10 protein-coding genes are annotated in these 17,617 nt (G+C 40.4%); 4 read left to right on the top strand and 6 right to left on the bottom strand.

The annotated features are described in order from the left end of the window. Positions 1-101 precede the first annotated feature (101 nt). The 3 genes from obgE to KO513_RS07605 all read left to right on the top strand — a co-directional run bounded on the left by obgE (position 102) and on the right by KO513_RS07605 (position 2,301). Positions 102-1,103: a GTPase ObgE gene (obgE, locus tag KO513_RS07615; protein WP_215913987.1), complete on the top strand. Its 1,002-nt coding sequence runs from the start codon at positions 102-104 to the stop codon at positions 1,101-1,103. 103 nt (positions 1,104-1,206) lie between these two features. Then, complete coding sequence (locus KO513_RS07610) at positions 1,207-1,725, top strand: DUF4136 domain-containing protein (protein WP_215912912.1); 519 nt, start codon at positions 1,207-1,209, stop codon at positions 1,723-1,725. A 210-nt stretch (positions 1,726-1,935) separates the two neighbouring features. Then, positions 1,936-2,301 (top strand): hypothetical protein, encoded by a 366-nt coding sequence (locus KO513_RS07605; protein WP_215912911.1) that lies wholly within the window; start codon positions 1,936-1,938, stop codon positions 2,299-2,301. A gap of 19 nt (positions 2,302-2,320) precedes the next feature. Here KO513_RS07605 and KO513_RS07600 read toward each other — a convergent pair whose 3' ends face one another. From KO513_RS07600 to KO513_RS07575, 6 genes are all read right to left on the bottom strand, one after another. Further along, positions 2,321-8,374, bottom strand: a complete 6,054-nt coding sequence (locus KO513_RS07600) for an alpha-2-macroglobulin family protein (protein ID WP_215912910.1) — start codon at positions 8,372-8,374, stop codon at positions 2,321-2,323. A 319-nt stretch (positions 8,375-8,693) separates the two neighbouring features. Then, positions 8,694-9,479, bottom strand: coding sequence for an SDR family oxidoreductase (locus tag KO513_RS07595; RefSeq protein ID WP_215912909.1), 786 nt, complete (start codon positions 9,477-9,479; stop codon positions 8,694-8,696). A gap of 35 nt (positions 9,480-9,514) precedes the next feature. Beyond that, on the bottom strand, positions 9,515-9,826 hold the full coding sequence (locus KO513_RS07590) for a cupin domain-containing protein (protein WP_215912908.1): 312 nt from the start codon (positions 9,824-9,826) through the stop codon (positions 9,515-9,517). Positions 9,827-9,973: 147 nt separating this feature from the next. Then, on the bottom strand, positions 9,974-12,118 hold the full coding sequence (locus KO513_RS07585) for an OmpA family protein (RefSeq protein WP_215912907.1): 2,145 nt from the start codon (positions 12,116-12,118) through the stop codon (positions 9,974-9,976). A 2-nt stretch (positions 12,119-12,120) separates the two neighbouring features. Continuing rightward, positions 12,121-13,059, bottom strand: coding sequence for a PorP/SprF family type IX secretion system membrane protein (locus KO513_RS07580; protein WP_215912906.1), 939 nt, complete (start codon positions 13,057-13,059; stop codon positions 12,121-12,123). 3 nt (positions 13,060-13,062) lie between these two features. Beyond that, a complete protein-coding gene (locus KO513_RS07575) occupies positions 13,063-15,930 on the bottom strand; it encodes a gliding motility-associated C-terminal domain-containing protein (RefSeq protein ID WP_215912905.1) in 2,868 nt (955 codons plus the stop codon). Between the two features lie 275 nt (positions 15,931-16,205). Here KO513_RS07575 and KO513_RS07570 point away from each other — a divergent pair, with 275 nt between their 5' ends. After that, the gene (locus tag KO513_RS07570; protein ID WP_215438426.1) at positions 16,206-17,564 is read left to right on the top strand and encodes a UDP-N-acetylmuramate--L-alanine ligase; all 1,359 of its coding nucleotides are present in this window, start codon (positions 16,206-16,208) and stop codon (positions 17,562-17,564) included. Positions 17,565-17,617: the final 53 nt, after the last annotated feature.

Here is a 17,617-nt window from a genome sequence, read left to right as displayed (position 1 = left end):
GAGGCTAACTTCTAAATGCATAGCATAGCAATGCTTCATGCGAAATGCGTATTTTTGCAGAAATATTGGCTATCGTCCAATATGTAAATCAGAATATTTTTATGACCGAGGGCAATTTTGTAGACTACGTTAAGATTTATGCGGAATCTGGTAAAGGAGGAAAAGGCTCCGTGCATTTGCACAGGGAGAAATACATTACCAAAGGGGGTCCTGATGGAGGTGATGGTGGCCGTGGAGGGCATGTAATCTTACGTGGCAATCAAAATCTATGGACGCTTGTTACCTTCAAGTTCAAAAAACATTTTAAATCCGGTCATGGGGCGCACGGTAGTAAGTCCCGTAGTACCGGTGCTGATGGAGAAGACGTGTATTTAGATGTACCTCTTGGAACAGTGGTGAAAGACCCTGAAACGGCTGAAGTATTGTTTGAGATAACCGAGCATGGAGAGGAAAGAATATTAGCGGAAGGCGGAATGGGCGGTAGAGGTAATTGGCATTTTAAGACCAGTACCAATCAGACTCCTAGATATGCCCAACCTGGTGTTCCCGGACAAGAAGTAGAAGTAATTCTTGAATTAAAGGTATTGGCAGATGTTGGTCTTGTAGGCTTTCCTAACGCCGGTAAATCTACACTGCTATCCGTAATTACATCAGCGAAGCCTAAGATTGCCGATTATGAATTTACGACCCTTAAACCCAATTTAGGTATTGTTGAATATCGCGATTTTCAGAGTTTTGTTATGGCGGATATTCCCGGGATTATAGAAGGGGCTGCCGAAGGAAAAGGTTTAGGGCACTATTTTTTAAGACATATTGAGCGTAACGCTACACTATTATTTTTGATTCCTGCCGATAGTAAAGATATTGGAAAGGAATACAGAATTCTTCTTGATGAACTAAGAAGGTATAATCCGGAATTGTTAGATAAGGAGCGTTTGGTGGCCATTTCTAAAAGCGATATGCTAGATCAAGAGCTTATGGCAGAAATGAGTGTGGAATTGGACAAAGATTTGGAGCAGGTGCCGTATATGTTCATTTCTTCCGTTGCACAGCAGGGTATTACGGAATTGAAAGATAAACTTTGGACTATGTTGAATAGTTAAACAGTAGCGTAAGAGCAGCAGGTTTTTATCCGATTTATATTCTTTATATTTACTAGAGTACAGATTTGATTACGCTAAAGGTCGTTTCCTTTAATATGAGACTATGAGAAGTATCCTTACTATACTAGTTATTTTGTTTCTAGCCTCGTGCAATACCATTCGTGTGAACTACGATTATGACAAAAACACGGACTTTACCAATTACAGCACGTACAACTATTATCCTGATATGGATACGGGGCTAAGTGCGCTTGATGCTAAACGCTTGTTGGATGCCGTAAATGAAGAAATGCAGTTAAAAGGAATCCGCTTTTCAGAAGACCCTGATTTTTTTATCAACATAGAAAGTAACTCTTTTCAAGCACCTAGAAACAACACGGTTGGTGTTGGTTTGGGGGGTACAGGGCGCAGCGTTGGCGGTGGTGTTTCCGTGGGTATTCCTGTAGGGCAACCCAAAATGGAACGAGAAATTCGTTTTGACTTTGTTGATGCCAAGAAGGACGAACTCTTTTGGCAAGGCCAAGGCTTGAGCAACTTTAAGGAAAATGTGTCTCCGGAGGTACGTGAAGAAAAATTACATGCTTTAGCGGCAAAGGTTTTCTCTAAGTATCCGCCCAAATAGTTCAATATAGGACTATTTATCTTCATCTCTTATGAAAAGAGGCGCCTAAATGGTTGCGTTTGTAGTGTTAAAAACTTTCCTGTGTAGGTAATTTATTATTCCATATTTTCGAATAACCTTTTGCATTTAATCATTCCAAATTGTCTAAATAAGGTGATGAAAAATGCTTAAGGCAATTTATCTCTTCAATAAACTTAATAGTCTTTTCTAATGCCCAAGAGTGCACTGTATTATATTGATAATCATAAAATAGAAGTGGTCAATACATTCTTTGGAAAAGAAAAAGTGCTTTTGAACGATAGAACTGTTTCCAAAAAAATAACCAAACTACGTGCGGAACACACCTTTAATATCGGGGAAAACAGATATTGGATTGCACGTCGTGATTCCTCTCATGGTGAAAAAATTAACAAGTTTGAGGTTCGTAAAAACGGTTCGCCCATTTCTTTGGTAAATATATTATCTCAAAAATCTTCCAATCAGATGTTCGCTGTTGTTATTCTCTGTGGTTTGGGCTCTGGTTTTATTTTGGGAGTTATTATCTATAAACTTCTTTGGCCTACCGTAAGCTTCTAGGTTGTTATTCTACGCGGTTTTAATCCCCAACCTCCACACGAACACCTTCTGAATGACTGGAAAACTCCGGGGCATACATGCTTTGGATAGTGGTTATACCATTACTGAAGTCACCGGCATTATTCACACGAACGTCATATTCAAAAACATATACCCCTTTTGGCAAATGGTCAAAAAAGAAATTAGTGCTGGCATCTTTTGTGCTTTCGTAATAGCCTAGACCATCTTGCCATTTGTAGCTGGAAATTACGTTTACTGGCTCAAAACCGGCAGCTCGCATATCTTTCATGTGAATGAATTCCATATCGCGATCAGAACGCAGTTCTATTCGTACACGGACTAAATCGCCCACTTTTAAGTTTGTGGTTTCAGTAATTTCGGAAATTTTTTCACCGGTGTCCGTATTCTTTTTTAAGAACAGTTTTTTCTTAAGTTGCAAGGGTGTTTTTGCAGATGTAATTTTATCCAAATCCTCAAAATACTGCCAATACAAAGCACCCCACGCGATACCATTTCCTTTTTTCTCTAGACGTACCTCTGCCATTTTGGGTTGTATTTCATTAGTGTTCCATGAGGTTTTGAAATAACCTGTTCCAGCTTCAACTTGGGTATTTTCTAATTTTTCCGAAGCAATGGATTGGCCTCCTAGGGTAACGTTAACAGCATCGGAAACGGAAAGCCAATCGCTACCTTGCAATAATAGGGCATAAACTGCTTCGGCAGTAGACTTGGTAGTGGACCATTGGTTGGTTTGTTTGTGCTTTAGGAGCCAAACTTTTAGGTTGTCTATAGTCTCTGTATCATTCTCTATTTCACCAAAAGCTTCAATTAAAAGCGCCTGTGTTTCGATTGGGGCTTGATACCAATACCATGATGCGGTATTTTCTTTCCAGTACATGCCCAACTCTTCTGAAACAATGCTATTCTCTCGTAAGGACTTTAAAATCTTTTTAGAAGTGGCTACTTCGTTAGTTCTATTTAAGATTAAGGCCAACATGCCTTTTGCGTACAAACCTTTATTGGTCCAGTATTTTTTTGCTTGGCCTAAGTAGTATTCGGTAATTTCATCAATTTTGTTTGAAGTTTTCAAATCCTTAAAGAAGCTTCTCATATACAGGTAATGAATTTGCATTTGGCTCAGGTGGTCATTGTTCAAGTTAGAACTGAACTTTTTCATTTGTTCGTATTCTTCAATAAACTCGGCATCTAAATAAGCAATTGCCTTTTCTGTTACGGCTTTTAAGGAAGATTGATTTTCAGACGAAGCTGGTAACGCGTTCAACTGTTTTAAATGACCTATGCCCGTTACAATATGTTGGGTAATGTATCGGTTGTCCGGTCCACCATTGAACCAAGCCCAGGCTCCAGAGTATTTCTGATTATTCTTTAACTTATCAAGAGCACGGATTTCCCCGTTCTTCATTTTATTAAGGTCGAACAACAACGCAATTCGCTTTTTCTGTTCCGTTTCGGATTGAGCATCGCGTAACCAAGGGGTTTCTTGAATTAAAAGTGATTTTAGTTCTTGGTTCTTTTCAAGGTTGCTCAGCAAAGCATCGGAACTCGCCCATTGGTCAAACACCGCTCGTATTCTTTCGTTGGAATTGGCTATATGGCTCGCCAAACGGTTCGCGTAATAACGGGAAAAGGTTTGTTCGTTACAATCGTAAGGGTACTCCATAAGATAGGGTAGTGCTTGTACGGCATACCACGCAGGATTAGAAGTAATCTCTAAAGTAAGTTTGTGATTTTTTAATGTAGTTGAGGTGTTGTCCTTCAATTTATCTAAGACAAAAGTTTTGTTCTGGTTGCTCCGTACCCATAACGGTAGGGTTTCGGTAACCAACTTGCGGTTGGTCAATACGGGCAGTACACTTTGTTCGCCATCACTGAAACCTTCTGCTTTGGCCAATACGGTGTATTGAACGGCCTGTAAATTTTCGGGTATTTGTAATCGCCAAGAAACTTGGGTGTTCCCTAGAGCATCTACGGTGAACGTATTTTGCCCCTTGCCAATAAATAACTGTTCGGAAATATCCTTTCCGGATAGGGCATCCACAAGAACTAGTTTAGCTTCGCCCGATAATTTTTTATCGGTTAGATTGGCAATTTTGGTGCTAATATTGATTTCATCGCCCTCTCTTAAAAATCGTGGTGCATTGGGTATGACCATCAATTCTTTTTGGGTAACGGTTTGAAGGGTTTTTACGGCACTCTGTAAAGATTTGGTATGTGCCAACAGCTGTAGTTTCCATTTGGTGAGGGCTTCAGGTGTAGTAAAGCTAAAAGAAACCGTGCCGTCTTTATCTGTCTTCAATTCAGGAAAGAAAAAAGCAGTTTCTTGCAGGTTTTTCCGGATTTGTACCGTTTCTGAATCCTTCTCGCTGGGGTTTGCTTGTTCGGGACTTGGGTTGCTCATACCCATTTCACTTTCCTCAGGAGCTTCGGAGGAGGTAATAACGACTTCTTCCAGTGCAGCTCCGTCATCGGCCATCATCCCTAAAGGTGCGGCCTCGCTACGTGACATTTTTCGCGTTAAACTACTGCGGTAGTGGTTTGCATAGCCAAAGTGCAACCCAAACCAATTAAAAGAGTCATAGCCTTGTGGTGTATAGTTGTAGTCCTTGTTCTCCAAATATGTTCTAAAGGAATTTGTTCCATAACTGGTATGTGCGTTAGCGTAAATTGTAGAATAATAAGAGCCTTTTGCAAAGGGGTTAAAACTCCAGTTATGCGGCCTAAAGGTGTCCAATGAGGCATCATACATACTTGCCAATAGTTCTGCCGATGTTTTTTCACCTTCGGGTCCTTTTATTTTGAAGGACCAAGTTTCGTCCGTGCCCGGTTGCAGCTTGTCCCTAAATGTAGAAGTTTCAATTTCAAGATTCGTATTAGGGTAGGGCACAGAAATGGACATGGTGCCGGATTGAAATGAGTTGTAGGCTGAAAACGTGTAATTGATGGCAAAACCACCTAAATCTTCTTCTGTTATTGGAACGGAAAAGGATTTTGAGTTTCTACTCAGGTGAACTTTACGGATGTCAATTATTTTTTGCTCTTTTTCAACAAATACGGTCACCACAAGGTCTTCTGAATTGGAGTAAACGGTAACTTCCACTTTATCTCCAATGCTATATTCTGCTTTGTCCGTTTTAATATCGAACAAACGGTTGTCCGGTAATTGCTTGTCGTTTTCACTCGTAAGTTCGGTTATAGCTTTTTCTTTGACGAGTTGACCAAATTTATCCTTGGTTTCCAGTTCAACTATATATTTGCCCGATGCCCATTTTTTAAGGTTTTTAATGCTGAATTCTTTCGATTTTTCGGTGTCGAAATTTACCTGCCAAACCAGTTTGCCTTTTTTCCAGTTTATTGTCTTGTCCTCTTTGTCATAAGCTTCATGCGGAAACAGATTGTTGTATTCTTCTTGGCTCCAGTATTTATAATCCGGCGCAGGCCATGCACGGGTTCTGAGTACGTGTTTAGGCGCCTGTAATTTGTACATTTTTAATGTTCCCTTAGCTGGTATGGGCTGTCCGTTAAGGTTAGAGGTAGAAATATGTATTTTATCCTCATTTTTATCTTTATCCCATTGCTCAGGTACGGATACATTTGCGATAACGGAATGATAGCCTACGGATACAAAAGTAGTAGTGCTATGGGTTTCTCCGTTAATGTCCGTTACGTCTGCCGTAATTTCATAACTGAAAGTGGGCAGATTTTCTTTTGACACACCGCTGTCCGGAATGGCTTTAAAAGTAATGTTGTAATTGCCCGAAGCATCCGTTGTGGTTTCTCCGTGTGCTATTTCTTGTGGCGAATTGTTGTAATAAGGCATGCGCCAGTAGTACCAACGGGGAAAATAAACCGCCCTTTTTACACGGTAACTTACCTTGGCATCAGTAATATTACTTCCGGCGTAAGCCGTAGCAACACCTGTTACCTTAATACTATCATTTACTTTATACGTTTCGGTTACAGGTTTAAAGGAGGTTTCAAATTTTGGGCGTTTATACTCCTCTACGGAAAAATATTGAGTGGTATTTGCGTTTACCGATAGCGCATCTGCTTCAATAGAAAACTCACCTGTTAAACCGGAATTAGGCAATATAAATTCTCCGTTAAAAGAACCGTATTCATTGGTCGTGAATTCAAGTTCGGTTATTTCTTGGCCGTTTACGTCATACAGGGTTACGGATACACTTTCCTCTGGCTGTACTTCAGATTTTCCATCTATAGTCTCCATAAGAATACCTTTAAAGTAAACCGGTTGCCCCGGCCTGTAGATGCTTCGGTCCGTAAATAGAAAAACACGGTTAGAAACAGTGTTGCGGTCTGTTTGATTTCGCTTTTCGTTTACATAGTAGTTTCCAAAAAAGGCTTTCTCACCTTTATGGTCAACTTCAATAGTTACATCGTTCCAATTTTCATCGGTTAGGGGAATAGTAACGAACCCTGTTCTATCCGTTGTTTCGGTTCGTTTTAGGTATGACTCGTTGTAATTCTTGGTATAGGAAAAAGTTAAATGGGCACTGGTTATAGGCTCTCCGGAGTTTCTGTCTATTATTTGATAACGCTGTTCCAGATTACCCTTGGTTTCTACCAAGGCCATGTTCGTTACCTGAATTTCACTAAAAGCAAAATCGCTTTTGTTTTTGGTTTCTGGGGAAGCTAGAATAATGTACTGCCCGTTTTCCAAAGGAGGAAGGAATACCTCCATACCATGTTGCTGGTAGTCTTTTTCATTTTTAACAGGGGCATTCCAACTTTTTACTTCCTTTAATTTTTTTATAAAAGCAAGTTGTTTTTTCTGCGGATAAAGACGGTTCAGTTCCTTTGCTTGCCCCTCGTTGACCCTGTAGGCAGTTAGTTGCAAAGAGGTCAAGTTCTTATAATTTACCAGTAATTTTGAAGGTTTGTTTACTGGAATTTGTCGTTCGGTAATAATAGATATGCTTGGGGCAACTATCTGCGAACGTAATGACTTGCATTTTTCCGCTCCCATACTGTCCGGGAACCGAGCAATAACCGCATCACATAGGGACAAAGCTTCTTTGAGTTTCCAACGGGTTTCTCCGGCAGCTTCAGGACTGAATGTTTGTCCCAAGTTTTGATAGAGCTTGGCAAGCTCGTAATTGTAAAGTGAGGAAAGCTCGCTATGCTTTAGGCTTTCTGCTGAATTCTTTAAAGTTTCTTCGTAATAGGTTTCTTTATTTGTAAAAGTGGCGTTCTGGTATACAAAGTTTAAACGCTCAATATCTGCCATGACCAAGGGTTCTAGCTCTGGTTCATCAAAATGAAACGTAATCAATTTTTGATATACATTTAGCGCTTTGGCCTGCAACGAAGTATCATCGTCCGTAGTTAGGTCATGATGAATAAATTGATACGCCTCACATAGGGTTTCCGGGTCGTTTATCTCATATTTATCCGCAGGGCGCGTAATGGAGTTTTCATTGGTTTTATAGAATTGAAGCGCCGTATGTGCGAGCAGGTCGTATAGAGTAGGGCGAAATTTCTCCGAGTCTTTTTGTTGGTTTAATAATTCGTCAACTGTCTTTACGTTGGTTTTTTGAAGCTCTTTTTCATTTTCTAAAGATGCTTTAAAATGAATATCTATTTCGTGAAACAAAGTGGTAAGGTCCCATGTCCTGAAATCTAGACTGTCTACCTTGGTTTCGGTTTCAGTCCTGTTATAAAATTGATAGCGGTTTTGCTGAAAATACTGCCAGTAAAGGTTGGCCAAATAGCTTTCCAGAACGTTTTTTGTTGGGGTCTCCGCTTTGTCTATTTCTTCTTTAAATCGATTAATAATATGCAATTGCGCATCTTCTTCCAAGGTCATTGCATATTTGGATACGAATAACAATGATTTTACAATCTGCGCTGAATTTTTTTCTTTCTCAGCTTTTACCGATATGGTTTCAACCAACTTTAAAGCAGATTTGGTCAATGCTTCGCGCTCTAGTTTTTGGACTTGTTCCCAAAGTGATGTATAGGAGTCTCCGTTATTTTGAGCTGTTAGCATTTGCGAAAAAAGGATTACGGTGAATATGAGGGAGAATCTTTTCATAGTATAAAATTACGAACAAAACTGTGCAAAATCGGTGCCAATAAAAACTATAAATGAGTGAACGCTACCATCCGGTTAGGGAATAGGTTTTTAAGTTTGTGGGAAATAGCCTGCAAGAGGAGCTTTTAAGGTGCGTATGAGATAAATAATATGTTTTTAGGGCTCACCCTGCCTATGTCATCAAGCTATTTTTGAATGAACTAAAACCTATATGATGGATAATAATTTTATTGATAGTTGGGCTTCATCCCTCAAATCTACATTTGTACTATTCCTTGTTCTAATTGTTTTATTGATAATAGCCTCATAAATCATCCGGTTACAGACTCTTTAAAAGTCCCCCGTCTATTGGTATTTGAGTGCCTGTAATGTAAGCCGCGTGGTCAGACGCCAAAAAGGTTGCCAGATACCCATATTCTTTTGGGTCTCCAATGCGTTTTACGGGAACTCTTGATTCCATGTCGGCAAGTACTTCACCTTCAGAAATACCTAATTGTTCTGCTTTCTTGGCGTTTAATTGTTCTATACGCTCCGTGTCAAAATAGCCCGTAAGAATGCTGTTTACGGTAATATGATATTGCCCAACGTCATTGGCCAGAGATTTGGCCCAAGTTACAACAGCTGCCCTGATTGTATTTGACAGTGCCAAATAGGACAAAGGTTCTTTTACGGAAACCGAAGCTACATTGATAATTCTTCCCCACTTATTGGTTTTCATGTGTTCCAGGGCCAATTCTGTGGTGTACGAAACGGTCTTAAACAACAAATCAAAAGCTTCTTGATAATCGGAAGTCTGTTTTTCTAGGGCACTACCGGCCGAAGGACCTTGCGTATTGTTGACTAGAATATCTACACTGTTCGTTTGAAAGTAATTGTAAATCGTTTCACGATAGCTATGAAAATCTGAAAAGTCCACAATCAGATAATTATGAGCTTGGTCTTGATCTGTAGGTAGGTTACTCACGATTTTCTGCAACTTTTCTTCACTACGGGACATGAGAGTTACACTTGCCCCACTTTCGGCCAATTGCAGAGCAATTGCTTTTCCTATTCCGCCTGAGCTGCCGCCAACCAATGCTTTTTTACCTTTTAAAGTGATGTTCATAAGATACGATTTATGGGTGTTTGTACTTTGATTCTCTATTTGTATTCTTCTCTTGCCGGACTAAATACATCAATAAGTTTGCACGGTGTAAGTGCCTTGCCACTATGCGGACTATGGGGAGGTATGATTACAATGTCATTGGCTTCATAGATTTTTGTATTGCCATTAAGCGTAAACTCAAAACGGCCTTCTTGAACATGCATAATTTGCTCGTTCATGTGGGAATGTTCGGGTACTACGGCACCTTCTTCAACGGTCCAAAAAGCAATGGACATATTCTCGGAATGTACCAGTTTACCGTGGTAACCCGGCATAATTTCTTTTGATGGGATAGTAGATAGATTCATAAATCTAAAATTTCTTTAACGAAGATAAAAAGAATAGCAACAGAAATGAAAAGCCCCGAACCCTATTTAGGCATTCGGGGCAAAGTTTAGGATGGGTAATTATCGTTTAAGTGAATTCTATTTTTTTGTCTGTTCAGTGTATGACAGCTATTCCCATTTTACAACTACCAATTCGCATCTCCTGTTCCACTCATGGTCCTCTTCGGAGCAGCTTTCTTCGGTCTCACACTTTACGATGGGTTGAGATTCTCCGTAGCCTTTAGCGATAATGCGGTTTTCTTCAATACCGTTTTTCACCATGAACTCTTTGGCGGAGTCGGCGCGTTTTTGTGATAGGTCTCGGTTATATTCGGAGTTACCTCTAATATCCGTATGGGTGCCAATTTCAATCACCATTCCAGGGTTGTTTTTCATTATGGCAACTACTTTTGCCAAACGTTCCCTGGCTTCACGTCTTACGTACCAAAGACTATAATCAAAGTGAATTTCTTCGGTTTTGATAATGATGCGCTCATTTTCTTTAACAATGGCATCCTCTTTAGCTATCGCAGTTTCAATTTTCTTTAAACGCTCTCTTTCTTCTTTCTCTTGTGTAGCCTTTTCTTGCAGGGCCACTTCTTTTTCTTTTTGAATGCGCTCAATTTCGGCAGCCTTTTCCCGCTCTTTTCTTTTGGTTTCCTGGGCTAAGGCCAATTTTTCAGCTTCTTCTTTTTTAGCTAAAAGTTCTTTTGCCTTTTGGGCTTCTCTTTCCGCTACCGAGAACAAGGTTAGGGAACCGTCTTTTATGGCATTTCTTTCCGTATCTGAAATAATGGATTTGGAATTATCCTCATAGCCTTCTTTTCTAGCTTTTATAAGATATTCTTGGCTACATTCAATTTGAAATTTAAAGGAAGCATCGGTTGAGGTGGTTATCATTTCAAGGCGGTTGCCGTTAGCGTCCAAAAGTTCTATTGTTGCGTTAGGCAATGGAATTCGGGTGGTTTTGTCCGTTAGGATTCCGGCAAGAAACTGCTTGCAATCTTCTATAAGTAGGGGCTTGGTTTCAGCAAAGGAATAGATGTCATCACTACCTTTTCCGCCAGGACGATTAGATGAAAAATATCCCGTATTGCCGTTAGAGTCCAGTGATAATGAAAAATCATCATAACCGCTGTTTATCGGCAGACCAAGGTTGTCCGGTTTTTCAAATTCTCCGTTGTTTCCATTTGAAATAAAAACATCTAAGAGTCCAAAACCGGGATGGCCGTTTGAGGCAAAATAAAGATTGCCTTGGTTGTCCAGAAAAGGAAATTGTTCTTTTTTATCCGTGTTGATGGTCTTTCCCAAGTTTACCGGAGTACCAAAGAATCCGTCTTTTTGAATGGTTACCGAATAGAGGTCAAAAGACCCGAAACCGCCTTCACGGTCAGATGAAAAATAAAGCTTGGTTTCATCCGGACTTAATGCGGGGTGTTCCGTTGAAAAATCATCACTGTTAAAAGGAAGTGTGATGATGTTTTTCCATTCGCCATTTACAAATTCCGCACGATAGATTTTTAGGTTACTGATTTTATCTTCTTCCGTTTTCTTTTTACTGTTTCGGGTAAAATAAATGGTTTTTCGGTCTTTGGTAATGGCAAAAGTACCCTCGTGCATCTTGGAGTTGATAACAGTGCTTAGTGGAGTACTTAAGCTATCTCCCGCGATAATCTCTGTAATCGGGTGGGTGTAAAGGTCCAGATAATTTTCATTGTTCCATCGGTACAATTTGGGTAATCCGGAAGACCGCTTTCTGGAAGCGCTGTACACTAAATTAGAATCTATGCGGGCCGCGCCAAATTCTGATGTGGTGGTGTTAATATTGAGGTTTTCAATATTAAAACGTTCCCCTATGGCAGCTACGTTTTCAATATAGGTGTAGTTGTTTTCAATTTGGATGGTCTTATCTTTTTGTGCTTGCTCGGTATAAAAATCAACGAGGACATTTTTAGCTTTTCCGTATTCACCAATCGCCTTTAAAGACTGATTTAATTTAAAATGATAGCTCTCGTCTACATTGCTACCGTAGTTGGAAATAAGGTATCCGTACCAACGGGCGGCAGCTTTCATGTCAAAAGTGTGGTAATAACTGTCGGCTAGGTTTTTTATAAGTTTTGAGCTTTTGTTTCTGGGTAATAACTGCTCGTATAACGGAATAGCATCACTGTAATATGCTCGCTCAAAGTAAGTATCTGCGCGCTTTAGTTCCTGTTGGCCATAGGTCGGTAATGTTAGACCTACAATAAACCATATGAAGAGTATCTTTTTCATGTTTAGTAGAATCTAGGGGATTTGTCGTATCCTTTGCCGAGGCCCAGTAAATCGAGATTAAAGAGAACAAAAATTTCATGTGAACCGGAACTGTAGGTACTTAGGTTGGATAATGTATAATCATAAGCATAACCTATGCGCAACGCCGGTGTTGCCGCTATATTGAACATGGCGCTAACTGAATCTTCTAGACGATAGGATAGTCCGCCTTCAAACCGATTTAAGAAAAGGGCATTTAGCGAGACATCCAAGGTTAAAGGTGCACCCTGTACCATTTTGGCAAGTGCCGAAGGTTTCAATTTTATATCTGGACTCAATTCATACACATAACCAGATGTCAGAAAAAGGTGGATTTTCTCCGAACCAATACGGTTAATGCCATCTTTATTTTCTAGGTGTTTTGTGGTTAAAAGGTTTGGTGCGGAAACACCTGCATAAAAATTTTGCCTATGGTAAAAGGCACCCACACCAATATTGGGAAAAGTACTGTTCAGGTTTTCGTTAAAAGCAGGGTCGTCTTGAAATTCAGGAAGTCTAAAACCGTTAAAGTTGGTCTCAAAAGTGGTAAAGCCTCCTTTAAGGCCTAATGAAATATTGCTCTTGTCATCTAACTTCAGAATATAGGCAAAGTCCGCATAGATATTGTTTTCCTTTAAAGCACCATCACCAATATTATCGGTAATAAAAGAGATTCCCATTTCAATTTTATCGCTCATAGGGGCATGTGCAAAAAAAGTGAGTGTTGTAGGGCTTCCAACCACATTTTTCCATTGGGAACGATATAATGCCCCAAAATCGAGCATACCTGGCTCATTGGTCGTGTAGGCCGGATTAACGACGCTCATATTGTACATGTACTGTGTGTACTGAGGGTCTTGTTGTCCATGGGCCGCAGCACATACCAACATCAGGAAAATAAAATAGCGTTTTATTTCTTTCATGGTCTAGCGGTTGAGGTACAATCTGCCTTGTACTGGGTTATGACCTTCTTTATTAAAGTCTATAATATAGAAGTACACACCGTTGGGCGCGGTACTGCTTCCATTATTTCCGTACCAAGCGGGATTATCACGGTCACCTTTGAACAGGCTGGTTCCATATCTATTTAGGATTTCCAAGGTGAAATCTGGAAAGATAACCTCTATATTGGGAACAAAGAAGGAATCGTTTCTACCATCTCCGTTGGGTGAGAATCCGTCAGGAATGAAAAAATCATAGGCTTCGGGTTCGCAATGCGTAAGGTCAATAGTAATGGCCATCCGGTTCGGATTCATACAGCCCGTGTCCGGGTTGAAGCTTTCTGCGTAATACGTGGTTCCGGAAACCAATAAAACATCTTCCTCTAATGGAATTCCGTTTTCTGGAGTATCGTACCAAAGTACAACGTAGGAGGAACTGCTCTCGGCATCTCGTAGATTTTCGATTGTGGGATTGTCCAATCCACAAAGGGCCAATGTAGAAAATGCCAATGTGACGGGCTCAAGTTCGTAAATTGTAGGTATTACTTCTGTACGGACAGAGCTTTGGCATTTACCGTTCACTTCGGTAGCGGCGTAATAGCTTTTCCCGTTTATAAGGGCGGTAGTGTTGTCCAGAACCGTTCCTCCAGTTTCGGTTTCATACCAAACAATGGAATTGCTACTGGCAACGCTCATATTCAAATTATCCACTGTTGGGTTTTCTGACCCGCAAAAAGTAGGGTTTCCAACAAACAGCATCGGCATTTCGGGGTCGGAAAGAATAACCGTTACCTGAACCCTGTCCGAACCTTCGCAATTGTTGTTGGGGTCTATATTGGAGATAAAATAATCTTCGCCATCTACAAGTTCGGTTTCTAACGGGAGAATATCCATATCGGTAGCGGTATCGTAAAACATAATCTGGCCGTTCGCAGTTACCTCAATATCCTGTAATGTAGGGGAGGAGGATGGGAAAGCGGCAAGACAAATTGTTTGTACGGCTTCAGCTTCTGGTAAAGCAGGTACTCCTTCAACAGCAAAATTTTCATTCACCTCAAAATCGAATATGGTTCTACAAGGTGTAGTGTCGTTTTGAGTGCTTTTTACGGTAATCGTATAATTTCCTTGTGAAAGTGTAGCCACATCAATTTGATAATCTGCCGTACCTCCCGTAAAATTGATGGTATTATCAATTAAAACGGCGTTAGTTTCCTGAGAAACCACTTCATAAGTAACCACGTAGGTGCCATCATCCAGTATTGGCGCACTGACCATGACATCTATACTGGTAGCGTTACAAGAATTGTCTACCACAAGGTCCAAGTCAATAGCTTCTGGAATGGCCGTAACTGTTGCTGTGTCCGTTATTTCACAATCTAAAGGAAAACCATTGTCTACTTCAAAACTAAAACTATGTTCGCCGGTTTCTATAATTTGTGCGGCAGGTATCACCAAGTTGGCATTGCCTGAACTAAAAGTTACGTCACTTGCGGTATGTATGGTTTCGGCTCCACTGGGTGCGGTAATCGTATAACTAACATCGTAAGTTCCGTTGGCAGGGGAGAACGAAGGGTCAAAAATCGTACTTAAGGAAACCGATAGGTCTTCATCTTCACAGCTATCCGTTACAGATACATTGGGGTCGCTGATTACAAGGGAAATAGGGGCGACCTCAATAGTAGGGCAAACACTTTCTCCTAATGAGGTGATACTTAAAGTCGTATTCTCATTTAAAGTGATGAGGTCTGCATCAATCTCAAAAAAACCGGTTCTATCGGGGTTAAGTACCAGTTGGTCCCCACCTGTTTCTGTTCCGCTGGCAGAAGTCAGCAAATAGGAAATGTTATAAGTGCCATCGGCGATTAAAATATCATTATAATCTGTGATGTCTATTCTATATTTTAGAGCGCCCGAGCAGTAATTTGGCGATTCCATAGTGCCTTGTAAAACGGGAAGGATTATTATCTCTACATCTGTAGTATGGATGTCACAAACGGCATGAGAAGGATAAACCGTATAGCGAAATGTAAATGAGCCATACATATGCCGATCACGGATGGCCTGTATGTCTATAAACCGATCGGTAAGATCCTCTAGTTGATTGGTATTGGCACCTTCGGACCAGGTTCCGTTTATGTCTTCGTCTTCCAATAGACTGTTAAGATCAAAATTGGTATAAGTAGATAAGTCATCTGTAGTACATACTACTAAATTGGAACCTATTCCGGAATTGGCAGGTCTCTGTACTTCAAGCAGTAAGGTTACTTCTCTACTGGGGCAAGAACCTACAGCAGGCACGGTGTGTGTAAATTCATAAATTCCCGTTCCAGCGGATTCCGCATCAAAAAAGTTTGTTGATAAATGTGGTGCGGCAGCCGGTGTAACCGCATCCCAAGTACCATTAAAATCTTGAAATTTGCCTTCTGTTTCGTCTCCTATAAAACTATGGAGGTTAACTCTTGGGTCATCACCACAGGCATCTGCGGAACCATCTATATTGTCTTCGCCGGGATATCCTCCCAGAATTATGGTTATTATTGCGGTCTCGGTAGTGCCGCTACAGTCATTGGTGTAGGTAAATTCATGAAACCCTGAGTTTTTTACTTCCCAAAGATTAACAACGCCCGTGTTCCGATCAAGGGCGTAATAGTTGGCCGGGTCATTGGTAGACCACGCGCCTCCAAGAGTTGGGGCTCCACCTAGTTCTGCAAATAGGTCAAACGTCTTATTGGCCTCATCGGCATCTTTTGTACATACGGTTACGGTATTGTCTGTACCTGCACATTGTGCCGTTGCATTTACGGAAAAGAGAAACAAGCAAAAGGACAGAGCCAATTGCAGAATGGTTCTCATGTAAGTCTGGTTGGTCATTTTGTATTGTTAGGGGGCAGAATACATATTGCTCCAAAACAAATGTAGTTTGACGATGAGCCCTTTGGGAATAAATGTTGTCAAAGCTCTTATTTGAAGGGTGAATCTTACTAAATACGTAGAAAGGATTAGTGAAAAGTGTGCATTTTGTCGGTGTTTTTGAATCTTCATCGGATTTTTTAATCTATTAATTGTAGCAGGTTTAGATGTTTTTTTTCGGCAAATCAATGCCTATATTTGCCATAAATACAGCGTTTATGCAGATTCATTTTATTGCAATTGGTGGTAGTGCCATGCACAATTTAGCTTTGGCCTTAGCACACAAAGGAGATGTCGTAACAGGAAGTGACGATGTAATTTTTGAACCTTCCAAATCTCGATTGGAGGCACAAGGACTCCTTCCTGAAAGTTTTGGCTGGTATCCTGAAAAAATAATTGAAAACTTAGATGCTGTAATTCTTGGAATGCACGCAAAGGAAGATAATCCTGAATTGTTAAAGGCTCAAGAGTTGGGTTTGAAAATATATTCGTACCCAGAGTTTCTGTATGAACATGCCAAAGATAAAACGCGAGTAGTAATTGGTGGAAGCCACGGAAAAACTACGATAACTTCCATGATTCTTCACGTGCTGAACTATCACGATAGGGAGGTGGATTTTATGGTGGGTGCACAGTTGGAAGGTTTTGAGCGCATGGTGCATTTAACGGATGATAACGATTTCATGATTTTGGAAGGAGACGAATATCTTTCTTCGCCTATAGATAGAAGACCAAAATTTCACCTGTATAAACCTAATATTGCCTTATTGAGTGGGATAGCTTGGGATCATATTAATGTTTTTCCAACGTTTGATAATTATGTGGAGCAGTTCCAGATTTTTGTGGACAGCATAGTTAAAGGAGGTAGTATTACTTATAATGAAGAGGATATAGAAGTTAAAAAGGTGGTTGAAGCATCGGAAAATGCCATTAGAAAATTACCGTACACCACCCCGGAGTATAGCATTGAAGATGGTACCACTCTTTTGGAAACCCCAGAAGGACCCATGCCTATTGAAGTTTTTGGGAAGCATAATCTGAGCAATTTGGCCGGTGCTAAGTGGATATGCCAAAACATGGGAGTAGATGAAGACGATTTCTATGAAGCTATTGCAACGTTCTCCGGAGCATCCAAACGTTTGGAAAAAATTGCAGAAGGAAAAACTTCCGTAGCCTATAAAGATTTTGCGCATTCGCCCAGTAAAGTGGCTGCAACTACCAAAGCCGTAAAAGAACAGTACGCTAACCGCAAATTAATTGCTTGTTTGGAATTGCATACGTACAGCAGTTTTAATCCTGAATTTTTGAAAGAGTACAAAGGAGCATTGGATGCCGCAGATGAAGCGGTCATTTTCTACTTGCCGGAGTCCGTGGCAATCAAAAAATTAAAAGAGGTTACGCCCGAACAAATTTCAGAAGCATTTGAACGTAAGGATCTTAATATTTTTACCAATGCGGAAAGTTTTAAGGACTTTGTTTTCAACCAGAATTATGACAACTCTGTTTTACTATTAATGAGCTCGGGAAATTACGGAGGACTAGATCTTGTTAAATTAAAAGAAAAGTTCCCCGCATAGTATTTGGGGTCAATGGGTAAGGTTTGGAAGCAAAGTGCTCTTGGCGAGTGGTT

The sequence above is a fragment of the Zobellia sp. B3R18 genome (assembly GCF_018860715.1).
GTDB classification, from domain to species: Bacteria; Bacteroidota; Bacteroidia; order Flavobacteriales; family Flavobacteriaceae; genus Zobellia; species Zobellia russellii.
The sequence above is the reverse complement of the archived record's forward strand: the minus strand, read 5'-3'. Positions and strand labels throughout refer to the sequence as shown.

What these genes read in the sequence shown, in the direction of transcription:
- KO513_RS07575 (WP_215912905.1), bottom strand. Translation starts at nt 15,930, where the DNA reads ATGAGAACCATTCTGCAATTGGCTCTGTCCTTTTGCTTGTTTCTCTTT.
- obgE (WP_215913987.1), top strand. Translation starts at nt 102, where the DNA reads ATGACCGAGGGCAATTTTGTAGACTACGTTAAGATTTATGCGGAATCT.
- KO513_RS07570 (WP_215438426.1), top strand. Translation starts at nt 16,206, where the DNA reads ATGCAGATTCATTTTATTGCAATTGGTGGTAGTGCCATGCACAATTTA.
- KO513_RS07610 (WP_215912912.1), top strand. Translation starts at nt 1,207, where the DNA reads ATGAGAAGTATCCTTACTATACTAGTTATTTTGTTTCTAGCCTCGTGC.
- KO513_RS07605 (WP_215912911.1), top strand. Translation starts at nt 1,936, where the DNA reads ATGCCCAAGAGTGCACTGTATTATATTGATAATCATAAAATAGAAGTG.
- KO513_RS07600 (WP_215912910.1), bottom strand. Translation starts at nt 8,374, where the DNA reads ATGAAAAGATTCTCCCTCATATTCACCGTAATCCTTTTTTCGCAAATG.
- KO513_RS07580 (WP_215912906.1), bottom strand. Translation starts at nt 13,059, where the DNA reads ATGAAAGAAATAAAACGCTATTTTATTTTCCTGATGTTGGTATGTGCT.
- KO513_RS07585 (WP_215912907.1), bottom strand. Translation starts at nt 12,118, where the DNA reads ATGAAAAAGATACTCTTCATATGGTTTATTGTAGGTCTAACATTACCG.
- KO513_RS07595 (WP_215912909.1), bottom strand. Translation starts at nt 9,479, where the DNA reads ATGAACATCACTTTAAAAGGTAAAAAAGCATTGGTTGGCGGCAGCTCA.
- KO513_RS07590 (WP_215912908.1), bottom strand. Translation starts at nt 9,826, where the DNA reads ATGAATCTATCTACTATCCCATCAAAAGAAATTATGCCGGGTTACCAC.